Raw genomic sequence first — 16,437 nt, forward strand, 5'->3', positions numbered from 1 at the left:
CTGCATCAGTCCTTGCGTACAGAGTGCCCCATCATGGTCAAAGCGCCCGCCTTCCTGCTGTTGTCGTTGGCGCTCGCCGGATGCGCGGTGGCCCCGCAAGCCCATCTCGCCTCCGATCCAGCCTTCAGACCGGCGCGCTATGCCTGGGATGGCGCTGGCGCAGATCCGAACCAGCCGCGTACCACCGCCCAGCCATCGCGGGCAACACGCACGGCCGCCGCATCCGAGCGCGCCAGCTCGCAAGCCGGGCTCCAGCCTTATTCGAAGGAGTGGTGGCAGGCTCAGGACGGCATCGAGGCCGAGCAGGACGCCAAGGTCAATCGCTCGCTCGTCATCTGCCAAGGCTGCCTCCCCGCCAGGCCTCAGCCGGAAGATTCGCGCCTCGCCAAAGCGGCGGATTGAACCGAACCGCGCGTCCTTCGGTCTACTGAGATAGCGCGCTGACATGGCCATTCCGGCCTATGGTCGCGTGCCGTTTATCTCAGGGACAATCCATGCTCACCCGCCGCAGCCTTATCGCCGCCTCCCTCTTCGCCGCCGCCACGCCAGCCTTCGCTCAGGCGCCCGCCGCCAGCGATCCCGCCTCCATCCTGACTGCGATCTACACCCGCGCCGCCAAGGGCAAGGGCGATGGCGGCGCCGCCTTCGTCACCGAGAACAAGGCCGCGAAGGCAAAATATTTTCCAAGGCTCTGGTTGCGTTGTGGGCCAAGGCGGATGCCCATACGCCGAAGGGCGATGTCGGGCCGATCGATTTCGATCCCGTCACCGATTCGCAGGAACCCGACGTAAAATCGTTCAGGGTTGACGCGGAGAAGACGGAGGCCGACAAGGCGACGCTCGCGGTGACCATCACCGGCCACCGCAACGACCGCAAACCTGCCGACCAGATCGTGCGTTACGACTTTGTGCGCGAGACCAACAGCTGGAAGATCGACGACATCAGGGGCTCCTCCGACGGCGAGGCCTGGTCGATCCGCAAGATGCTGACGGACGCGCTGAAGAGCTGACTGGAGACATCATGAGCGACGTCATCAACAACAAGGCCCATCACCGTTACGAACTCGAGGTGGAGGGCCACCTCGCGACCGAGCATTACAAGCTCGACGGCAATGTCATTACCTTCGAGCACACCGACGTGCCGAAAGAGCTCGGTGGCAAGGGCGTCGGCTCAAAGCTGGTGCAAGGCGCGCTCGACCAGGTCCGCGCGGCCGGCTTGAAGCTGGTCCCGGAATGCCCGTTCGTGAAGGCGTGGATCGAGAAGCATCCGGAGTATGCGGATCTGGTGAAGGGGTAAACAAGCTCTGGCCCGCCGATTGCGCGGCGGGCCTGCCGAAATCCAAGACCTACTGCCCGTGCTTGAGCATATCCTGGTCACTCAGATCCCAGTCCTGCCACAGCTGGAGCACGCCGAGGATCACCGCCACCGCGCCGAGACTCGTATGGTAGATCCGGAGAAAACCTTCGCCGGAATAGCCAAGCATCAAGGGCGAGACGATGAGCCACAGCCCGACCAGGATCGTCGCCACCTCCTGCCAGCGCCGCAGCGCGACATATTCAAGCTGGCTGAGGCCAAATATGACGAGGCCGATCGCGACCGTGTGCAGGACCACCATCTCGTTTCCAATGATCCCCGCGCGATCCTGGACGGGAAACCACGGCGACGCGACAACCAGCGCACCGAGCAGCATCCCACACCAGTCTTCCCATGTTCGATGAGTATTCAAAAAACCAAAGTCCGACATCGTAACCTCCTACAAAAGAGGCATACGTCGGCGGCTGGCGATCATGACACTCCGAATGTCTAGCAACCCTGCCGGCCGCATTCGGGCGTATGTCCTGTAACAAGACGTGGGGAACCGGCGCACAATTGCAAGACTGACCAACGTTTTGATCGGTGAGGCAATCGAACGCCCGCTTACAACGCCCCAAGCTTCTGCAGTGCATCATGCGCCGTCTGCAGGCCCGGCTTCAGCTCCATCGCCTTGCGGAAATCGGTAATCGCGCCCTGCTTGTCGCCGAGCCGCATCCTGGCCTGGCCGCGATTATTCCAGGAGAACACGTCGGCAGGATCGTATTGCAGTGCCTTGTCATAATCGGCGAGGCCACCCTTGTTGTCGCCTTGGTAGAGCCGGATCATGCCGCGATTGCGCCAGCCACGGGCATCCGTCGGCGCGACGCGGATCGCCTCGCCATAATCGGCGGCGGCGCGGTCGAGCTGCTCGCTGTCGCGATAGACGTTGCCGCGGTCGATATAGGCGAGCAGATCAGGCGCGAGCTTGATCCGCGTGGTGTAGTCGGCGAGCGCGTGGGCCAGATCGTGCCTGCGGGCATAGACGTAGCCGCGATTGGCATAGGCCATGGCGTAGTTGGGATCGCGCTTGATCGCGGCGTCGAAATCGGCAATGGCGCCGTCGAGATCGCCCTTGTTGAAACGGGACTCGCCGCGGTTGCTGTAGGCCATCGCCAGCGATGGATCGAGCGTGATGGCTTGGTCGTAATCGGCAATGGCGTGATCATAATCGCGCTTGAAGCTGTAGACGCGGCCCCGATTGTTGAAGGCGCAGGCGTAGGTCGGATCGAGCTTGACCGCCTCGTCGAGGTCGGACAGCGCGGCATCGAGCTCGCGCCTCTCGGTCAAGCCATGCCCGCGATTGCAATAGGCGCCGGCGAGCCTCCGGCCAGTCTCGCTCCTGGTATCGATCACGGTCGAACAGGCCTTCACCCGCTCATCCGGCGTGCTGGTCTGCCCGACACAGGCCTCCCAGGCCGGACCGCCCTCGGCCGCGGCCTGGACCGGCACCGTCGAGACGAGTACGGCGAGCAAGGCCATGAGAGCGAGCGGGACACGCATTTTGCAGATATCTCCCCTGCAGCGACCTCGCTTGGTCGCGCCTTGGCAAGGCTGGGTTCAGGCGCCTAGATCAGGGCATGAGCATCGCTTCGGAAGGATCAGGCATGGCGGCATCGGTACGCGACAACAAGGACAGGAGCCGCTTCGAGCTCGATGTCGGCAGCGAGTTGGCCTTCGCCAATTACCGGCTGACGCCGTCGGCAGTCATCATCACCCACACCGAGACGCCGCATGCGCTGCGCGGCCGCGGCATTGCGTCCGAGCTGATCAAGGGCGCGCTCGACCTGATCCGCCACGACGGCAGAAAGGTCATCGCGGGCTGCGGTTTCGTCGTCGACTATCTCGACAAGCATCCGGAGGATGCGGATCTCGTAGCCTGAACGCAAAAGGGCCCGCGAGATCGCGGGCCCTTTTTTGGTTGCTTGGCGTCGACCGATGCGCCTCGGTCAGTGTTTGATTTCGGGCGGCAGCTTGCCGCCATTGGCGGCGAGCTTGGACATCACCTGCTTGTGCAGCCAGACGTTCATGCTGGCGGAGTCGTTCATGTCGCCGGTATAGCCGAGCTCCTTGGCGAGATCCTTACGCGCGGCAAGGCTCGAATCGATGTCGAGCGCCTTCATCAGGTCGACGATCGAAGTCCGCCATTCCAGTTTCTCTTTCTGGGCAGCCACCAGCTTGTCGACGATGGCAGCAACGTCCACAGTCGCTGCGGGCGCGGCGGAGGGTGCAGCGCCCGGCGCGGCCGAAGGCGCCGACGCGGTCCCTGCCGGCGCGCTGCCCGCGGGTGCGCCGCCGGCGGGCGCAGCGGAAGCCGGATGGCTGCCGAAAATTGCGCCCATGATTTTCCCGAAAATGCTCATGTCTGCTCCCCGAAAAGGATCCCGTTGGAAGGCCCTGAGTGGGCACTTATAGACGAAGTTACGTCGTTGCGCCCGCGAAGTTCCGCGAACCACAAACAGCATGAGCTTATCTGCGGCGAAATGACGACCGGATGACGTCATCGCGGTTGCACTGCGGCAACGAATCTCACCCAAGCGTGAGGGACAGGACTCGGAAATGGGCGTACGCTTCCCGTTCAGCTCGCGATGCCACCCGGAATTCGCGTCTGGTTGGACTCGCAAAACTCAGAAAGCGGCCGCTTGCGCCGTTGTCGGCGCCGAATTCGGCTGCGCGGCAAGGGAGCAAGTCGACCATGGCCACACTCTACCAGGGCAATGTCCCCACGATGGGCCAGACCGCAGAGGCGGCTGGACCGGTGATCCGAACCATCCAACTTTCCGACTTGCACGACGCGCTCAAGCGCGGCTGGGAAGATTTCAAGGCGGTTCCGAGCCACGCCATCATCCTCTGCGTGATCTATCCGGTGCTCGGCCTCGTGATCGCGCGCGTCGCGATGGGCTATTCCGTGATCCCGCTGCTGTTTCCGCTGGCCGCAGGCTTCGCCCTGATCGGCCCGTTCGCAGCACTCGGCCTCTATGAGCTCTCGAGCCGTCGCGAGCGATATGAAGAAGCCAGCGCCTGGGATGCCATGGACGTGCTGCGCTCGCCCTCCTTCGGCGCCATGCTCGGCCTCGGCACACTGCTGCTCGCGCTGTTCGTGACCTGGGTCGCGACTGCGCAGGCGATCTATGTTGCTGCATTCGGCTATGAAGGCGTCAGCGGAATCTCGGATTTCGTGACGCGCGTGCTGACGACATCTCAGGGCTGGTGGCTGATCGTGATCGGCTGCGGCACGGGCTTCCTGTTTGCGCTCGCTGCGCTCTGCATCAGCGCCGTCTCATTCCCCCTGATGCTCGATCGCCATGCCGGCGCGCTGGAGGCGATGGTCACCTCGCTACGCGTCGTCGCCAAGAACCCGGTGCCGATGGCGGCCTGGGGCCTGATCGTGGCGGTGCTGCTGGCGCTCGGAACGATCCCCGCGTTTCTCGGACTTGCCGTCGTCATCCCCCTGCTCGGCCACGCGACCTGGCATCTCTACCGCAAGGTCATCGTCTCCGAGCCCGGTGCACGGCCGGTGCCGCCCCCGCCGCAACGCCCGCGCAAGCCGGCGGCAGACTTCCCCGCCAACCTCTTCCCCTGGCGGAATAGGGAATAGGGCCGGAGCCTGACGATCTTGTTACAACCGATCCCGCCCCGGAGGCCCCGGGCGGGGTCGGTCGATGTCATACGCCTTGCTTTGGCCGCTGTTACAACCGAGATTGCCGCCGCCGGTCATGTCACTTCACGGAATCAATTTACTCGAATGACCCTGACGATTTCTCGTCTCGCTCTCGCAGCCCTCGCCCTCTCCGCGTCAATCCTGTCAGCCGAACCCGCGCTCTCCGCGGTCGCCTGCGGTTCGGGCAATTTCGACGCCTGGCTCGCCGACTTCAAAACCGAGGCCGTGGCCAAGGGCATCTCGCAACAGGCGGTGGCCGCCGGGCTTGCCGGCGTCACGCTCGACCAGAGCGTGCTCAACCGCGACAAATCGCAAAAGGTCTTCACCCAGACTTTCGAGGAGTTTTCCGGTCGCATGGTGCCGCCGCGGATGACGCGCGGCTCCAACATGATGAAGCAGTACGGCTCGGTGCTGTCGCGCATCGAGCAGACCTATGGCGTGCCAGGCGAGGTGCTGGTTGCGATCTGGGGTCTCGAGACCGATTTCGGCGTCAACACCGGCAAGTTCGCGACGATCCGCTCGCTGGCGACGCTGGCCTATGATTGCCGACGCGCCGAGCAGTTTCGCGGCGAGTTGATGGATGCCCTGCGTATCGTCCAGCGCGGCGATCTTGCACCCGCCGACATGAAGGGCGCCTGGGCCGGCGAGCTCGGTCAGACCCAGTTCATGCCGTCGTCCTGGATGAAATATGCCGTCGATTTCGACGGCAACGGCAAGCGCGACCTGCTGCACAACGCACCCGACGTGCTGGCCTCCACGGCGAACTATCTTGCGGGCTATGGCTGGCAGAAGGGCAAGGATTGGCAGCCGGGCAGCCCGAACTTCGCGGTGCTCCAGCAGTGGAACAAGAGCGAGGTCTATTCGAAGACGGTGGCCTACTTTGCCACCCAGCTCGCCCACGCGCCTTAAGGCACACCGCTCGGGTACAAAAACGCGTAGGGCCGATCGCCTCGCGACCGGCCCTCTCTTGGGTGTGCGTTTACCTACCCGTTTACTTGCCCATGGTGGCTTGCATCGCCTTGTTCAGGTGCGCACCGCACACACCCATTTTGCCATTGAGCAGCGCGTCCTGCGCAGCCGTGATCTCCTTCTCGGCGACGAACTTGCTGTCGCCGTCGGGCATGCCCTCGATCGCTGTCTCCGTCTTCTCCAGGTTGGCTCCGCTGCAGCCACCCATGCTGTGCTTGGCAGCTTGGGCCGGCGCGACGGCGAATGCGACGGCGGCAATTGCGATAACCCCGAGTAACTTCGTCATGATGTTACTTTCCTTCTCTTGCTCTTGGGACAGACCCAGCGACATTGCCGGAATCTGCAACATGACTTTGCTGCCGACGCGGCAACTTGCCGCAATAAATTCCCCGCGAGAATTGCGTGATGTTGCGCGCCGCGCAGGGCCGCATGCGAAATTTCTGATTTTCATTACAACTTTGTAATCCGGATCTGCACGCACGACGTGTGTGCACTGCATCAACGAGGGAAGTGCTCCGCCTCCAGCCGATCGGCGAGGCCAGTTTCCTGCAGATCCCGTCCCGCTGAACTCCCCAGAAGCGTCGCGGCGGCCCTCCAGATCAACAGCGCCTTCAAAGTTATAGTGAACAAATATTCATTACTATAAATCGTCGATTCATGCGATTCGCGCATGAGAGACTTGGGCTTAGAAGCTGGCACATCGCCTTGCAGGTCACGGAAACGCTACTTATTTCCAGCAGCATCGGAACCGCATGGTTTGCCATAAACCCGTGATTTCACGGTATTTTATTGCACCGTGCCGCTCCTTTCGCCTAGCAGTTGGGCGGGCGTGCCGACAGGTTAATCGTCCCTTACCTCCGCCATGCGCTCACTGCTTAGCTGCATCGCAACATCGGAACTTTCGCACTGCACTACCCTCACTTATATTCATTTCAACGATGCCGCCCGGGCAAGGGCTGAATCGAACTACAGGAGACTACCAATGCTGCTCTCGCTCATCCGCATGATCCAGGCTTTCCGGGATTATCAGCGCAACGTTGCCGAGCTGTCCCAGCTCAGCGATCGCGAACTGGCCGACATCGGCCTCGATCGCTCGGACATCCCGCGCGTTGCCGCCGGCCAGTATCAGGGCTGATATCGTTCAGCCCTTCACCGGACGAACCGATAACGCCCGCCTCGTGCGGGCGCTGTCGTTTTCAGCGGCAGAAAACTCGATCTCTGCGATTCCACTGGCCGCAGAAAAGCGCTACCTGTCCGCCCCATGACAGGACCCCAATCCAATATCGTGCACGTGATCGGCGCTGGCCTTGCCGGTTCCGAAGCCGCCTGGCAGGTGGCGAAATCAGGCGTGCCCGTGGTGCTGCACGAGATGCGGCCCGACCGCATGACCGAGGCGCACCGCACCGACGGGCTCGCTGAGCTCGTCTGCTCCAACTCATTCCGCTCGGACGACGCCGCCAACAACGCGGTCGGCCTGCTCCATGCGGAGATGCGCCGGCTCGACTCGCTGATCATGCGCGCGGCCGACGCCAACCAGGTGCCCGCCGGCGGCGCGCTCGCCGTCGACCGCGACGGCTTCTCGGCCGCCGTTACCAAGGCGCTGAACGACCATCCCCTGATCGAGATCGCCCGCGGCGAGATCAAAGGCCTGCCGCCGGCCGACTGGAGCAACGTCATCGTTGCCACCGGCCCCCTCACCTCCGCGCCGCTGGCCGATGCCATCCGCGAGCTGACCGACGAGAACGCGCTCGCCTTTTTCGATGCGATTGCGCCGATCGTGCATCGCGAATCCATCGACATGTCGGTGGCCTGGTTCCAGTCGCGCTACGACAAGGTCGGCCCCGGCGGCAACGGGGCGGATTACATCAACTGCCCCATGAACAAGGAGCAGTATGACGGCTTCGTCGCCGCGCTGATCGCAGGCGAGAAGACCGAGTTCAAGGAGTGGGAAACCAACACGCCCTATTTCGACGGCTGCCTGCCGATCGAGGTGATGGCGGAACGCGGCCCCGAGACCTTACGCCACGGCCCGATGAAGCCGGTCGGCCTCACCAATCCGCACGATCCCACCACCAAGTCCTACGCCATTGTGCAGCTTCGCCAGGACAACAAGCTCGGCACGCTCTACAACATCGTCGGTTTCCAGACGAAGCTGAAATACGGCGAGCAGCAGCGCATTTTCCGCACCATTCCGGGGCTGGAGAAAGCCGAATTCGCACGTCTCGGCGGCCTGCATCGCAACACCTTCCTCAACTCGCCAAAGCTGCTCGACAGCCAGTTGCGCCTGCGCGCGCAGCCGCGGCTGCGTTTTGCCGGCCAGATGACGGGCTGCGAGGGTTATGTGGAGTCTGCCAGCGTTGGCCTGATCGCCGGCCTCTATGCGGCAGCCGACGCGCGCGGCGAGACACTGGCGAGCCCGCCGGGCACGACGGCGCTCGGATCCCTGCTCGGCCATATCACCGGCGGCCACATCGAGACCATCGAGCCGGGCACGCGCTCCTTCCAGCCGATGAACATCAATTTCGGTCTGTTTCCACCGCTCGCAACCGCGCCGACGAAGAAACCTGACGGCACGCGCCTGCGCGGCAACGAGAAGACGGTGGCCAAGAAGCAGGCAATGAGCGCATTGGCGCTCGCCGATCTCGATCGCTGGATCGCCGATCATTTGCGCATTGCCGCAGCCGCGTGAGTTTTCGATGAGTCTCCCGAAAGACGACGCCGCGGTGCTCTCGGCGCGCTGGACCGAGGGCGTGCTGCTCAAACGTGACGTGTTCTCGACCGTCGAGCGCGGCCGTTTTCGCGGCGACAGCGGCGAGGTCGATGCCGTGCTGCGCCGCCTCGACGAGGTGCCGTGGTGGTCGTTCCTGGTCGCTCGGCATCTGTTTGCGCGCGAGAAGCACGCGCTCGCCCTGGCAAAGGGCCTCAATGTCGGCCCTGAATTGCTCTGGGCCGGCCGTCGCGCGCTTGTGCGCGGCTTCGTCGACGGCGTCGCGCTGCATCTGGCAAAACCCCATGGCGACCTCGCCTATTTCCGTTCAGCCAAGGCCGCGCTGCGGAGGCTGCGCCGCGCCGGCATCTGCCACAACGATCTCGCCAAGGAGCAGAACTGGCTGGTCGGCCGCGATGGACGCGCCTATGTCACCGACTTCCAACTCGCAGCCTGCTTCAACCGGCGCGGCCGCCTCTATCGCATCCTCGCCTACGAAGACCTCCGACATCTGCTCAAGCACAAGCGCTCCTACGCGCCCGAGGCGCTGACGCCGCGCGAGCGAAAGATCCTGGCCAAGAAATCCTTCGCCGCGAGCCTGTGGCTTGCCACCGGAAAGAAGGTCTATCGCGCCATCACCCGCGGCCTGTTCAACTTCACCGACCGCGAAGGCGGCGGCCGCCGTCTCGTCAACGACGCGCCGGTGCTGGCCGCGTTGATCCGGCAAAACCCCGCCGTGCGCGATACCGCCATCGTCGCCTTCGCCGACCGCCGCTCGGGCGTCGGGCTCTATGCCTTCGTGGAAGCTGATCAGACCGCGCTCGAAGGCGAGCTCCGCAACGAGCTTACGGCTGCCAAGGGTCCGAAGCCGCCGGAACACATCCAGGTCGTGCACGCGTTGCCGCGTGACACCAGCGGCAAGCCGCGCACCGAGATCCTGCAACTGGTCGCCATGAACCAGCTCGACCTGATCGAGCCGATGATGAAGAACGACCAGGACCGCGCCTTCCTCAAGGACATCCTGGAGCAGCGCAAGAACCTGCGCGATCGCTTCAACTTCGAGGCGGACCTGCCCACCAGTTAGATGACGGGATGGGCGGCGCCTTGAAGCGTCCACAATGCCGGTGGAGAAGCCGGGGATTGCACTGACTCGGGGAACGATGACGAGCTGGGGGACCATAAGGCGCCGCACGGCCCTGCTGATCGCAGGGCTCGTGCTGCTGGCAACCACGCCTGGCATGGCCGCAGAGTCCCCTGCTGAACAGATCTCCGGCTTTCGGGCGAAGCATGGTGAGGGCCGCGTCGTACGCGACACAACCCTCGACCGCATTGCCATGGACCAGGCCCGTGCGATGGCGGCAAAGGATGATCTCAGCCACGACGCCCTCGGCCCGTTCAACAGGCGCGTCGCGCCATCGGGCGCAGGCCGCGCCGCCGAGAACATCGCCTACGGCTACGACAACTTTGAGAAGACGCTGGGACAGTGGATCGACTCGTCCGGTCACCGCAAGAATCTGCTGCTGCACAACGCCTCCCGCGTCGGGATCGCCAGCGCCAAGAACGCCAGCGGCAAGCGCACCTATTGGGCGATGGTGATCGCCGGCGATTACGAGCCCAAGCCGGGCAAGGGCAACGGTAAGGGCAAGAAGGACAGTGAGCCGCTGGTGGCCGTGAAACGCGAGGTCACGCCCGCCAGCAAGCCCAAAGCCAGCAACTGCCACGTCAAGCTGCTCGGCCTCTGCATCTGAGGCGAGACCGTTTCAGCCCGACGCAGCAACGGGCACGGCCCTACCGCGCCGGTTCCGCCAAATCCCTGGCTTTCAGGTCGCGCGGCAGCACGGTCAGCAACAGCACGGCACACAGCACACACAGTCCGCCGATGACGTAGAGCGCGGGCGTCGTGCTGCCGGTCATATCCTTGACCGACCCGACCATGACCGGGCTGACGATACCGCCGACCTGCCCGAGCGTGTTGATGAGCGCGATCCCGCACGCCGCGCCCGCGCCGGTAAGGATTTTTGGCGGCAGGGTCCAGAATGTCGGAATGGCCGCGACCACGCCGGCGCCGAGAATCGCAAGCGCGCCAACCAGCGTGACGACGTTCCGGTCGAAGGCGCCGGACGCAAAGAAGCCCACCGCCGCAGCCAGAACCAGGCCGGCGACGAATTTTGGCCGCTCGCCTGAGGCATCCGACAGGCGCCCGACGACGATCATGCAGATGGCCCCGCAGATATAGGGCACGGCGGTCAGGAAGCCGATCGCGGCCGCGCTGCCGCCGCCAGCTGCCTTGATCAGGTCGGGCGCCCAGAAATTGAGGCCGTAGGATGCGATCTGGATCAGGAAGTAGATGAACCCGAGCAGCAGCACGCCGGGCATGAGCAGCGATCGCCACGCCGAATGCTCGCCGATCTCGCTCTTCTGACGGTCGAGTTGGACCGAGATCAGGCGGCGCTCGTCGTCGCTCAGCCACTCGGCCTGTTCGATGCCGTCGTCCAAACGCAGCAGCACGACGAAGCCAAGCGCGACGCACGGAATGCCGCCGGCCAGGAACAGCCATTGCCAGCCGGCAAGGCCATGCAGCCCGTTCAGGTAATTGAGGATGAGGCCGGAGATCGGCGCGCCGATGATCCCCGAGAATGCGGTGGCGAGAAAGAACACGGACGTCATGCGACCGCGGTGTGATTTTGGAAACCAGAGCGTCAGGTAGTAGAGAATGCCCGGAGCAAATCCCGCCTCCATGGCGCCGATCACGAAGCGCAGCGCATAAAACTGCCATTCACTGTGGACGAAGACCATGGCGGCCGTCGCCAGCCCCCAGGAAATCATGATGCGGGCAATCCAGCGCCGCGCGCCGAAGCGATAGAGCAGCATGTTGCTCGGCACTTCCAGCAGGACATAGCCGACGACGAACAGGCTGGCGCCGAAACCATAAGCCGTGTTGCTCAGGCCAAGATCGGCTTGCAGGGCGGCCTTGGCGAAGCTGATGTTGACGCGGTCGAAGAACGCGAAGAAGTAGCAGATGATGATCAGCGGCATCAGCCGCAATGCGATCTTCTTGATGACTTGCTGTTCAGTAATTCCCGTATCGAGGTCGGCGGTGGCCGCCGTAGCGATTGTCATGGTTTCCTCCAGTATGTTTTTGAAATTTTGAGTGCGATCGCTCAGCCGGAGTGTCGCAAACGTTCGGGTATGGGATGCAGGTCGAGGGGACGGCCGGCCTTTGCGACCTGCCCCGGCACCTCATGTCCCACCAGCCCGGGCAATCCGAACGAGAGATCGATGAGGCGCTGCAGGTCGAGACCGGTCCGCAAGCCGATCTCGTGGCAGAGGTTGACGAGGTCTTCGGTACAGACATTGCCGGTAGCGCCCGGCGCAAACGGACATCCGCCGAGGCCGCCCAGCGCGGCGTCAAAGCGGCGCGCGCCGGTGTCATAGGCCGCGAGGACATTGACCAATCCGAGACCGCGCGTGTTGTGGAAGTGAAGCGTCAGCTTGCCCGCAGGGACCAGCAGCAAGACCTCGGCCACCAGCTGCGAGACCTGGTTGGGATTGGCCATGCCCGTGGTGTCGGCGAGCGTGATGCCGTCGACGTCGAGATCCAGATAGCGTTTGACGATATCGAGCACCCGTTCGAAGGGCTGCGCTCCTTCGAACGGACAGCCGAACGCCGTCGCAACGGTGGCATTGATCAGGGCGCCGCCCGCATGAGCCGGTTTCACGATCTCGGCAAGCGAGGCCAGCGACTGCCCGGGCGTCATGTTCATGTTGGCGCGATTGTGCGTCTCGCTCGCCGACATCACAAAATTGAGCTCGTCGGCACGCGCCGCCAGCGCCAGTTCGGCGCCCTTCCGGTTCGGGACCAACGCCGTGTAGATCGTGCCGGGATGCCGTTCGATTCCGGCAAACACCTCCGCAGCATCGCGCAGCGACGGGACGGCCGCGGGCGAAACGAAGGAGGAAACTTCAATGCGGCTGAATCCGATTGCAGAGAGCGAACTGATCAGCCGGATCTTTTCGCTGGTCTCGACCCATTTCGCTTCGATCTGCAGGCCGTCGCGCGGGGCGACTTCCTGGATCATGATATCCGCAGGCGTCACCGTCATTGCACCGCTCCGCTGCGGCGCAGCTGGGCGATATCGCCTGCCTGCAAGCCAAGCCTAGCGAGCACCTCGTCGGTGTGCTGCCCCAGCGTCGGCCCCGGCCATTTCACCGCACCGGGTGTCTCGGAGAGCTTCGGCGAAATGCCCGGCATCTTCACGGTCACGTCGCCCGGCAGTTCGGTCGGCAGGATCATCTCTCGGGCGACGTAGTGGGGATCGTCGACGATGTCGGCGACCGAATAGATCCGGCCCGCAGGAACATCGGCCGCATCGAGGCGCGCGAGGATCTCGTCCATCGTCTTCGTCGAGGTCCAGGCAGCGATGGCCGAATCGAGCAAGGCGTTGCTGCGAACCCGGCCGTCGTTGCTGGCAAGATCGGGATCGTCGGCCAGGTCCGGTCGGCCGACCACCTGCATCAGCCGCTTGAAGATCGCATCGCTATTGCCAGCGATGACGACGTGACGCCCGTCGGAGCTTGGATATGTATTGGAGGGACTGATGCCCGGCAGAGCGCCGCCGGTACGGGTCCTGACATGACCCATGAGGTCGTATTCCGGGACCAGGCTCTCCATCAGATTGAACACGCTTTCATAGAGCGAGACGTCGACGACCTGTCCGCGCCCCTGCCCCGTCTTGACACGCAGCAGCGACATCAGCGCGCCGATCACGCCGTGGAGCGAGGCAAGACTGTCGCCGATGCTGATGCCGACCCGCGCCGGCGGGCTATCCGGATCGCCCGTGGTGAAGCGCAAGCCCCCCATGGCTTCGCCGATCGCACCGAAGCCGGACCGGTCGCGATAAGGGCCGGTTTGCCCGTAGCCGGAGATGCGCACCAGCGTCAGGTCCGGGTTGAGCTTCGACAGCGCATCCCAGCCGAGGCCGAGCTTCTCGAGGCTGCCCGGCTTGAAATTCTCGATCACGACGTCGGCTTGCGCAGCCAGACGCAGCGCAACGTCGCGCCCCTCAGGCGACTTCAAATCGATCGCGATCGACTTCTTGTTGCGCGACTGCAGATACCACCAGAGCGATGTGCCCTGATGCAACTTGCGCCAAGAGCGCAGGGGATCGCCGCAGCCGGGCTGCTCGATCTTGATGACTTCGGCGCCGAACTCGGCGAACAGCCGCGCGGCAAACGGCGCAGCGATCAATGTTCCGAGCTCGACGACTCGTATTCCGGATAATGGTCCGTCCACGTCTGGCGCTCCTCGATCTTCTTTGATCGTGGTGTCGCCGAGTGCGAGGTCCTAAGTCCAATATCCTTTGATGAACACGCGTTCGCGGATGACGAACGACATGAAGGGCCGCAATCAGTGAGGTTTGGTTCCGGGCAATCGCAGATGATCGAGCATCAGCTGGCTCGTCGCCGACAACCCCGCGGGATCCCTTGCCACCAGCACCAGTTCGCGATCGGCCCAGTCGTCACTCAGCTCGACCGCCGCCAGGTTCATGCCGTGACTGAGCACCTCGAACGCACGATCAGGGATGAGGCCGATGCCCATACCGGCCTGCACCATCCGGCACACCGCATCGAAGCCGGGCACGTGAACCCGCAGCCGGATCGACTTGCCGATCTGCTGCGCCGTGTATTGCGAGCGGAGATAGATCGAACTCGTTGCAAACAGGCCGACATGGTCGTAGTCGAGCGTGTCGGCAAACGAAACGTCTTTTGCCGATGCAAGCGGATGATCCGTGCGCACCACGATGACGAGGCGGTCGCGCCGATAGGAGAACCGCTCCAGCCCGCGCGTCGAAACGTCCGCCGAGCAGATGCCGATTTCGGCCACGCCCTCCTCGACACCGCGAACGACATCGGCGCTGGGACGTTCCTGCAGATCGAGCCGCACCAGCTCGTGCGAGCGAAAGAATCCGGGCAGATCGTCGGGGAGGAACTCGACGATTGACGACAGATTGGCCAGCATTCGCACATGACCGCGCACGCCTCGCGCGTGCTCGGCCATATCGACCGCGATCTTCTCGACATTGAGCAAGGTCACGCGCGCATGATGCAGCAGAGACTCGCCGGCGGGTGTCAGCGCCATGCCGGTCGGATGCCGCTCGAACAAGGCGACCTCTAGTACCTCCTCGAGATCATGCATACGCTTGCTGACCGCGGACGGCGCGATCGCCTCGCGCTGCGAGGCGCGCGTCAAATTGCCCTCTTCGCAGATGGCAATGAACAGCCGCAGCGTCGTGAGGTCGATCCGCCGGGTGATGTCGATCTTGGGCGCACCGCTCGTTGAGCGCGACGATTGCGTTTTCTCTTGCATGATCGGTTTTCCGATCCGGGAGGATATAGCGTTCGCAGTCGCCGGATTTCTCAAATTCCCGGCCCAAAGTTGGCCGGATTGGAGTGGGATACCAAGACGAGGCGATAATTCGCGATTTTGTTCCAGGCGGTACGCGAGCTTGCTCGTACCCGCCATCGCGCCTAATTCATAGCACCGGGATGGCAGAGGCGGAGACCAGCACGTGATCGACATCGACCGAATACGAGCCGACACACCGGCGGCCTCCCGGCTCGCCTATCTCCACAACGCGGGCGCAGCGCTGATGCCGGCGCCGGTTGTTGCGGCGATGAAGCAACACATCGATCTCGAAAGCGAGATCGGAGGCTATGCGGCCGCCGACCGCGAGGCGCGCCGGCTCGATTCAGTCTACGGCTCGATCGCGCGACTGCTGAATGCCGCGCCGGACGAGATCGCCCTCGTGGAGAACGCGACGGTCGCCTGGCAGATGGCATTCTACGCGCTTCCGTTTGGCAAGGGCGACCGCATCTTGACCGCAGAGGCGGAATACGCCGCCAACTATGTCGCATTCCTGCAGGTCGCCAGGCGCACGGGCGCGGTCATCGACGTGGTGCCGAGCGATGCCAGCGGCGAGCTCGACATCGAGGCGCTGGAACGCATGATCGACGACCGCGTGAAGTTGATCGCCATTACCTGGGTTCCGACCAATGGCGGGCTGGTCAATCCCGCAGCCGCCGTCGGGAAGATCGCGCGAGCGCACGGCATCCCCTATCTGCTCGACGCCTGCCAGGCGGTCGGCCAGATGGAAGTCGACGTCGAGGCCATCGGCTGCGACATGCTGTCGGCCACGGGGCGCAAATTCCTGCGCGGTCCGCGTGGCACCGGCTTTCTCTACGTCCGCCGCGCGCTATTGCAGCACCTCGAGCCGCCGATGATTGATCACTTCGCCGCGCCCTGGATCTCGCGGGACGCTTATCAACTGCGCGACGATGCCCGCCGTTTCGAAACCTGGGAGAACAATTACGCGGCAAGACTTGGCCTCGGCGCGGCCGTCGACTACGCCCTCGCGATCGGCCTCGGCCGGATCGAGCAGCGCTGCCGCTGGCTTGCGGGCCGCCTGCGTAGCGGTCTCGCGTCCGTGCGCGGCGTCACGCTTCGCGACCTCGGACGCAGCCCCAGCGCCATCGTCAGCTTCACGATGGAGGGGCGTGAGGCGGATGCAATCGTCCGCAGCGCCGCCGCGGCCGGCATCACGATCGGCGCCTCGGATCCGTCGAGCACCCGCATCGATGCCGAAGTCCGCGCGCTGCCGGTGGTCGTGCGGGCGTCCCCGCATTACTACAACACGGAAGCCGAGATCGATCGGTTGATCGCCCACCTCGCGGGTCTGGCGCCGCGATAGCG

At 63.9% G+C, this 16,437-nt stretch carries 18 protein-coding genes and 1 pseudogene; 11 read left to right on the forward strand and 8 right to left on the reverse strand.

Annotation, left to right across the window (positions count from 1 at the left end; all coding sequences use genetic code 11):
* Nucleotides 1-33 precede the first annotated feature (33 nt).
* The 3 genes and pseudogenes from NLM31_RS23695 (at nt 34) to NLM31_RS23705 (ending at nt 1,296) form a co-directional block, all read left to right on the forward strand.
* Nucleotides 34-402: a hypothetical protein gene (locus NLM31_RS23695; protein WP_254193846.1), complete on the forward strand. Its 369-nt coding sequence runs from the start codon at nt 34-36 to the stop codon at nt 400-402.
* A 92-nt stretch (nt 403-494) separates the two neighbouring features.
* Nucleotides 495-1,009, forward strand: a pseudogene (locus NLM31_RS23700) (DUF3828 domain-containing protein).
* A gap of 11 nt (nt 1,010-1,020) precedes the next feature.
* A complete protein-coding gene (locus NLM31_RS23705; RefSeq protein WP_254193847.1) occupies nt 1,021-1,296 on the forward strand; it encodes a GNAT family N-acetyltransferase in 276 nt (91 codons plus the stop codon).
* A 49-nt stretch (nt 1,297-1,345) separates the two neighbouring features.
* Here the strand turns inward: NLM31_RS23705 and NLM31_RS23710 are convergent, their stop codons facing one another.
* Both NLM31_RS23710 and NLM31_RS23715 read right to left on the reverse strand, forming a co-directional pair.
* Nucleotides 1,346-1,744: an SPW repeat protein gene (locus tag NLM31_RS23710; protein ID WP_254193848.1), complete on the reverse strand. Its 399-nt coding sequence runs from the start codon at nt 1,742-1,744 to the stop codon at nt 1,346-1,348.
* A gap of 173 nt (nt 1,745-1,917) precedes the next feature.
* Nucleotides 1,918-2,853, reverse strand: a complete 936-nt coding sequence (locus NLM31_RS23715; RefSeq protein WP_254193849.1) for a tetratricopeptide repeat protein — start codon at nt 2,851-2,853, stop codon at nt 1,918-1,920.
* Nucleotides 2,854-2,957: 104 nt separating this feature from the next.
* On the opposite strand from NLM31_RS23715, the gene NLM31_RS23720 reads away from it, so the two are divergent.
* Nucleotides 2,958-3,233: a GNAT family N-acetyltransferase gene (locus NLM31_RS23720; RefSeq protein WP_254135421.1), complete on the forward strand. Its 276-nt coding sequence runs from the start codon at nt 2,958-2,960 to the stop codon at nt 3,231-3,233.
* 66 nt (nt 3,234-3,299) lie between these two features.
* On the opposite strand, the gene NLM31_RS23725 is transcribed toward NLM31_RS23720, so the two are convergent.
* Complete coding sequence (locus NLM31_RS23725; protein ID WP_254135422.1) at nt 3,300-3,713, reverse strand: DUF3597 domain-containing protein; 414 nt, start codon at nt 3,711-3,713, stop codon at nt 3,300-3,302.
* Between the two features lie 332 nt (nt 3,714-4,045).
* Between NLM31_RS23725 and NLM31_RS23730 the strand changes: the two genes are divergently transcribed.
* Entirely contained in the window at nt 4,046-4,948 is a 903-nt protein-coding gene (locus NLM31_RS23730) for a DUF2189 domain-containing protein (protein WP_254131659.1), read from the forward strand.
* Nucleotides 4,949-5,095: 147 nt separating this feature from the next.
* Nucleotides 5,096-5,920 (forward strand): lytic murein transglycosylase, encoded by an 825-nt coding sequence (locus NLM31_RS23735; RefSeq protein ID WP_254193850.1) that lies wholly within the window; start codon nt 5,096-5,098, stop codon nt 5,918-5,920.
* 82 nt (nt 5,921-6,002) lie between these two features.
* On the opposite strand, the gene NLM31_RS23740 is transcribed toward NLM31_RS23735, so the two are convergent.
* Entirely contained in the window at nt 6,003-6,329 is a 327-nt protein-coding gene (locus tag NLM31_RS23740) for a hypothetical protein (protein WP_254131661.1), read from the reverse strand.
* Between the two features lie 633 nt (nt 6,330-6,962).
* On the opposite strand from NLM31_RS23740, the gene NLM31_RS23745 reads away from it, so the two are divergent.
* From NLM31_RS23745 to NLM31_RS23760, 4 genes are all read left to right on the forward strand, one after another.
* Nucleotides 6,963-7,115 (forward strand): DUF1127 domain-containing protein, encoded by a 153-nt coding sequence (locus tag NLM31_RS23745; protein ID WP_007590701.1) that lies wholly within the window; start codon nt 6,963-6,965, stop codon nt 7,113-7,115.
* Nucleotides 7,116-7,241: 126 nt separating this feature from the next.
* The gene (gene trmFO / locus NLM31_RS23750; RefSeq protein WP_254193851.1) at nt 7,242-8,669 is read left to right on the forward strand and encodes a methylenetetrahydrofolate--tRNA-(uracil(54)-C(5))-methyltransferase (FADH(2)-oxidizing) TrmFO; all 1,428 of its coding nucleotides are present in this window, start codon (nt 7,242-7,244) and stop codon (nt 8,667-8,669) included.
* Between the two features lie 7 nt (nt 8,670-8,676).
* Nucleotides 8,677-9,771 carry a serine/threonine protein kinase gene (locus tag NLM31_RS23755; RefSeq protein WP_254193852.1) on the forward strand — a complete coding sequence of 365 codons (1,095 nt, stop codon included), beginning with the start codon at nt 8,677-8,679 and terminating at the stop codon, nt 9,769-9,771.
* A gap of 76 nt (nt 9,772-9,847) precedes the next feature.
* The gene (locus NLM31_RS23760) at nt 9,848-10,435 is read left to right on the forward strand and encodes a CAP domain-containing protein (protein WP_254196251.1); all 588 of its coding nucleotides are present in this window, start codon (nt 9,848-9,850) and stop codon (nt 10,433-10,435) included.
* A gap of 40 nt (nt 10,436-10,475) precedes the next feature.
* Here NLM31_RS23760 and NLM31_RS23765 read toward each other — a convergent pair whose 3' ends face one another.
* From NLM31_RS23765 to NLM31_RS23780, 4 genes are all read right to left on the reverse strand, one after another.
* Nucleotides 10,476-11,807 (reverse strand): MFS transporter, encoded by a 1,332-nt coding sequence (locus tag NLM31_RS23765; protein ID WP_254193853.1) that lies wholly within the window; start codon nt 11,805-11,807, stop codon nt 10,476-10,478.
* Nucleotides 11,808-11,848: 41 nt separating this feature from the next.
* Nucleotides 11,849-12,790 carry a hydroxymethylglutaryl-CoA lyase gene (locus NLM31_RS23770; RefSeq protein WP_254193854.1) on the reverse strand — a complete coding sequence of 314 codons (942 nt, stop codon included), beginning with the start codon at nt 12,788-12,790 and terminating at the stop codon, nt 11,849-11,851.
* On the reverse strand, nt 12,787-13,980 hold the full coding sequence (locus tag NLM31_RS23775; protein WP_254193855.1) for a CaiB/BaiF CoA-transferase family protein: 1,194 nt from the start codon (nt 13,978-13,980) through the stop codon (nt 12,787-12,789). Before NLM31_RS23775 ends, NLM31_RS23770 begins: the two co-directional genes overlap by 4 nt.
* Nucleotides 13,981-14,094: 114 nt before the next feature.
* The gene (locus tag NLM31_RS23780) at nt 14,095-15,054 is read right to left on the reverse strand and encodes a LysR family transcriptional regulator (RefSeq protein WP_254193856.1); all 960 of its coding nucleotides are present in this window, start codon (nt 15,052-15,054) and stop codon (nt 14,095-14,097) included.
* Nucleotides 15,055-15,256: 202 nt separating this feature from the next.
* Between NLM31_RS23780 and NLM31_RS23785 the strand changes: the two genes are divergently transcribed.
* Nucleotides 15,257-16,435, forward strand: a complete 1,179-nt coding sequence (locus NLM31_RS23785; RefSeq protein WP_254193857.1) for an aminotransferase class V-fold PLP-dependent enzyme — start codon at nt 15,257-15,259, stop codon at nt 16,433-16,435.
* The last annotated feature ends 2 nt before the right edge of the window (nt 16,436-16,437 follow it).

Origin of the sequence: Bradyrhizobium sp. CCGUVB4N (assembly GCF_024199945.1) — a bacterium.
Lineage (GTDB): Bacteria > Pseudomonadota > Alphaproteobacteria > Rhizobiales > Xanthobacteraceae > Bradyrhizobium.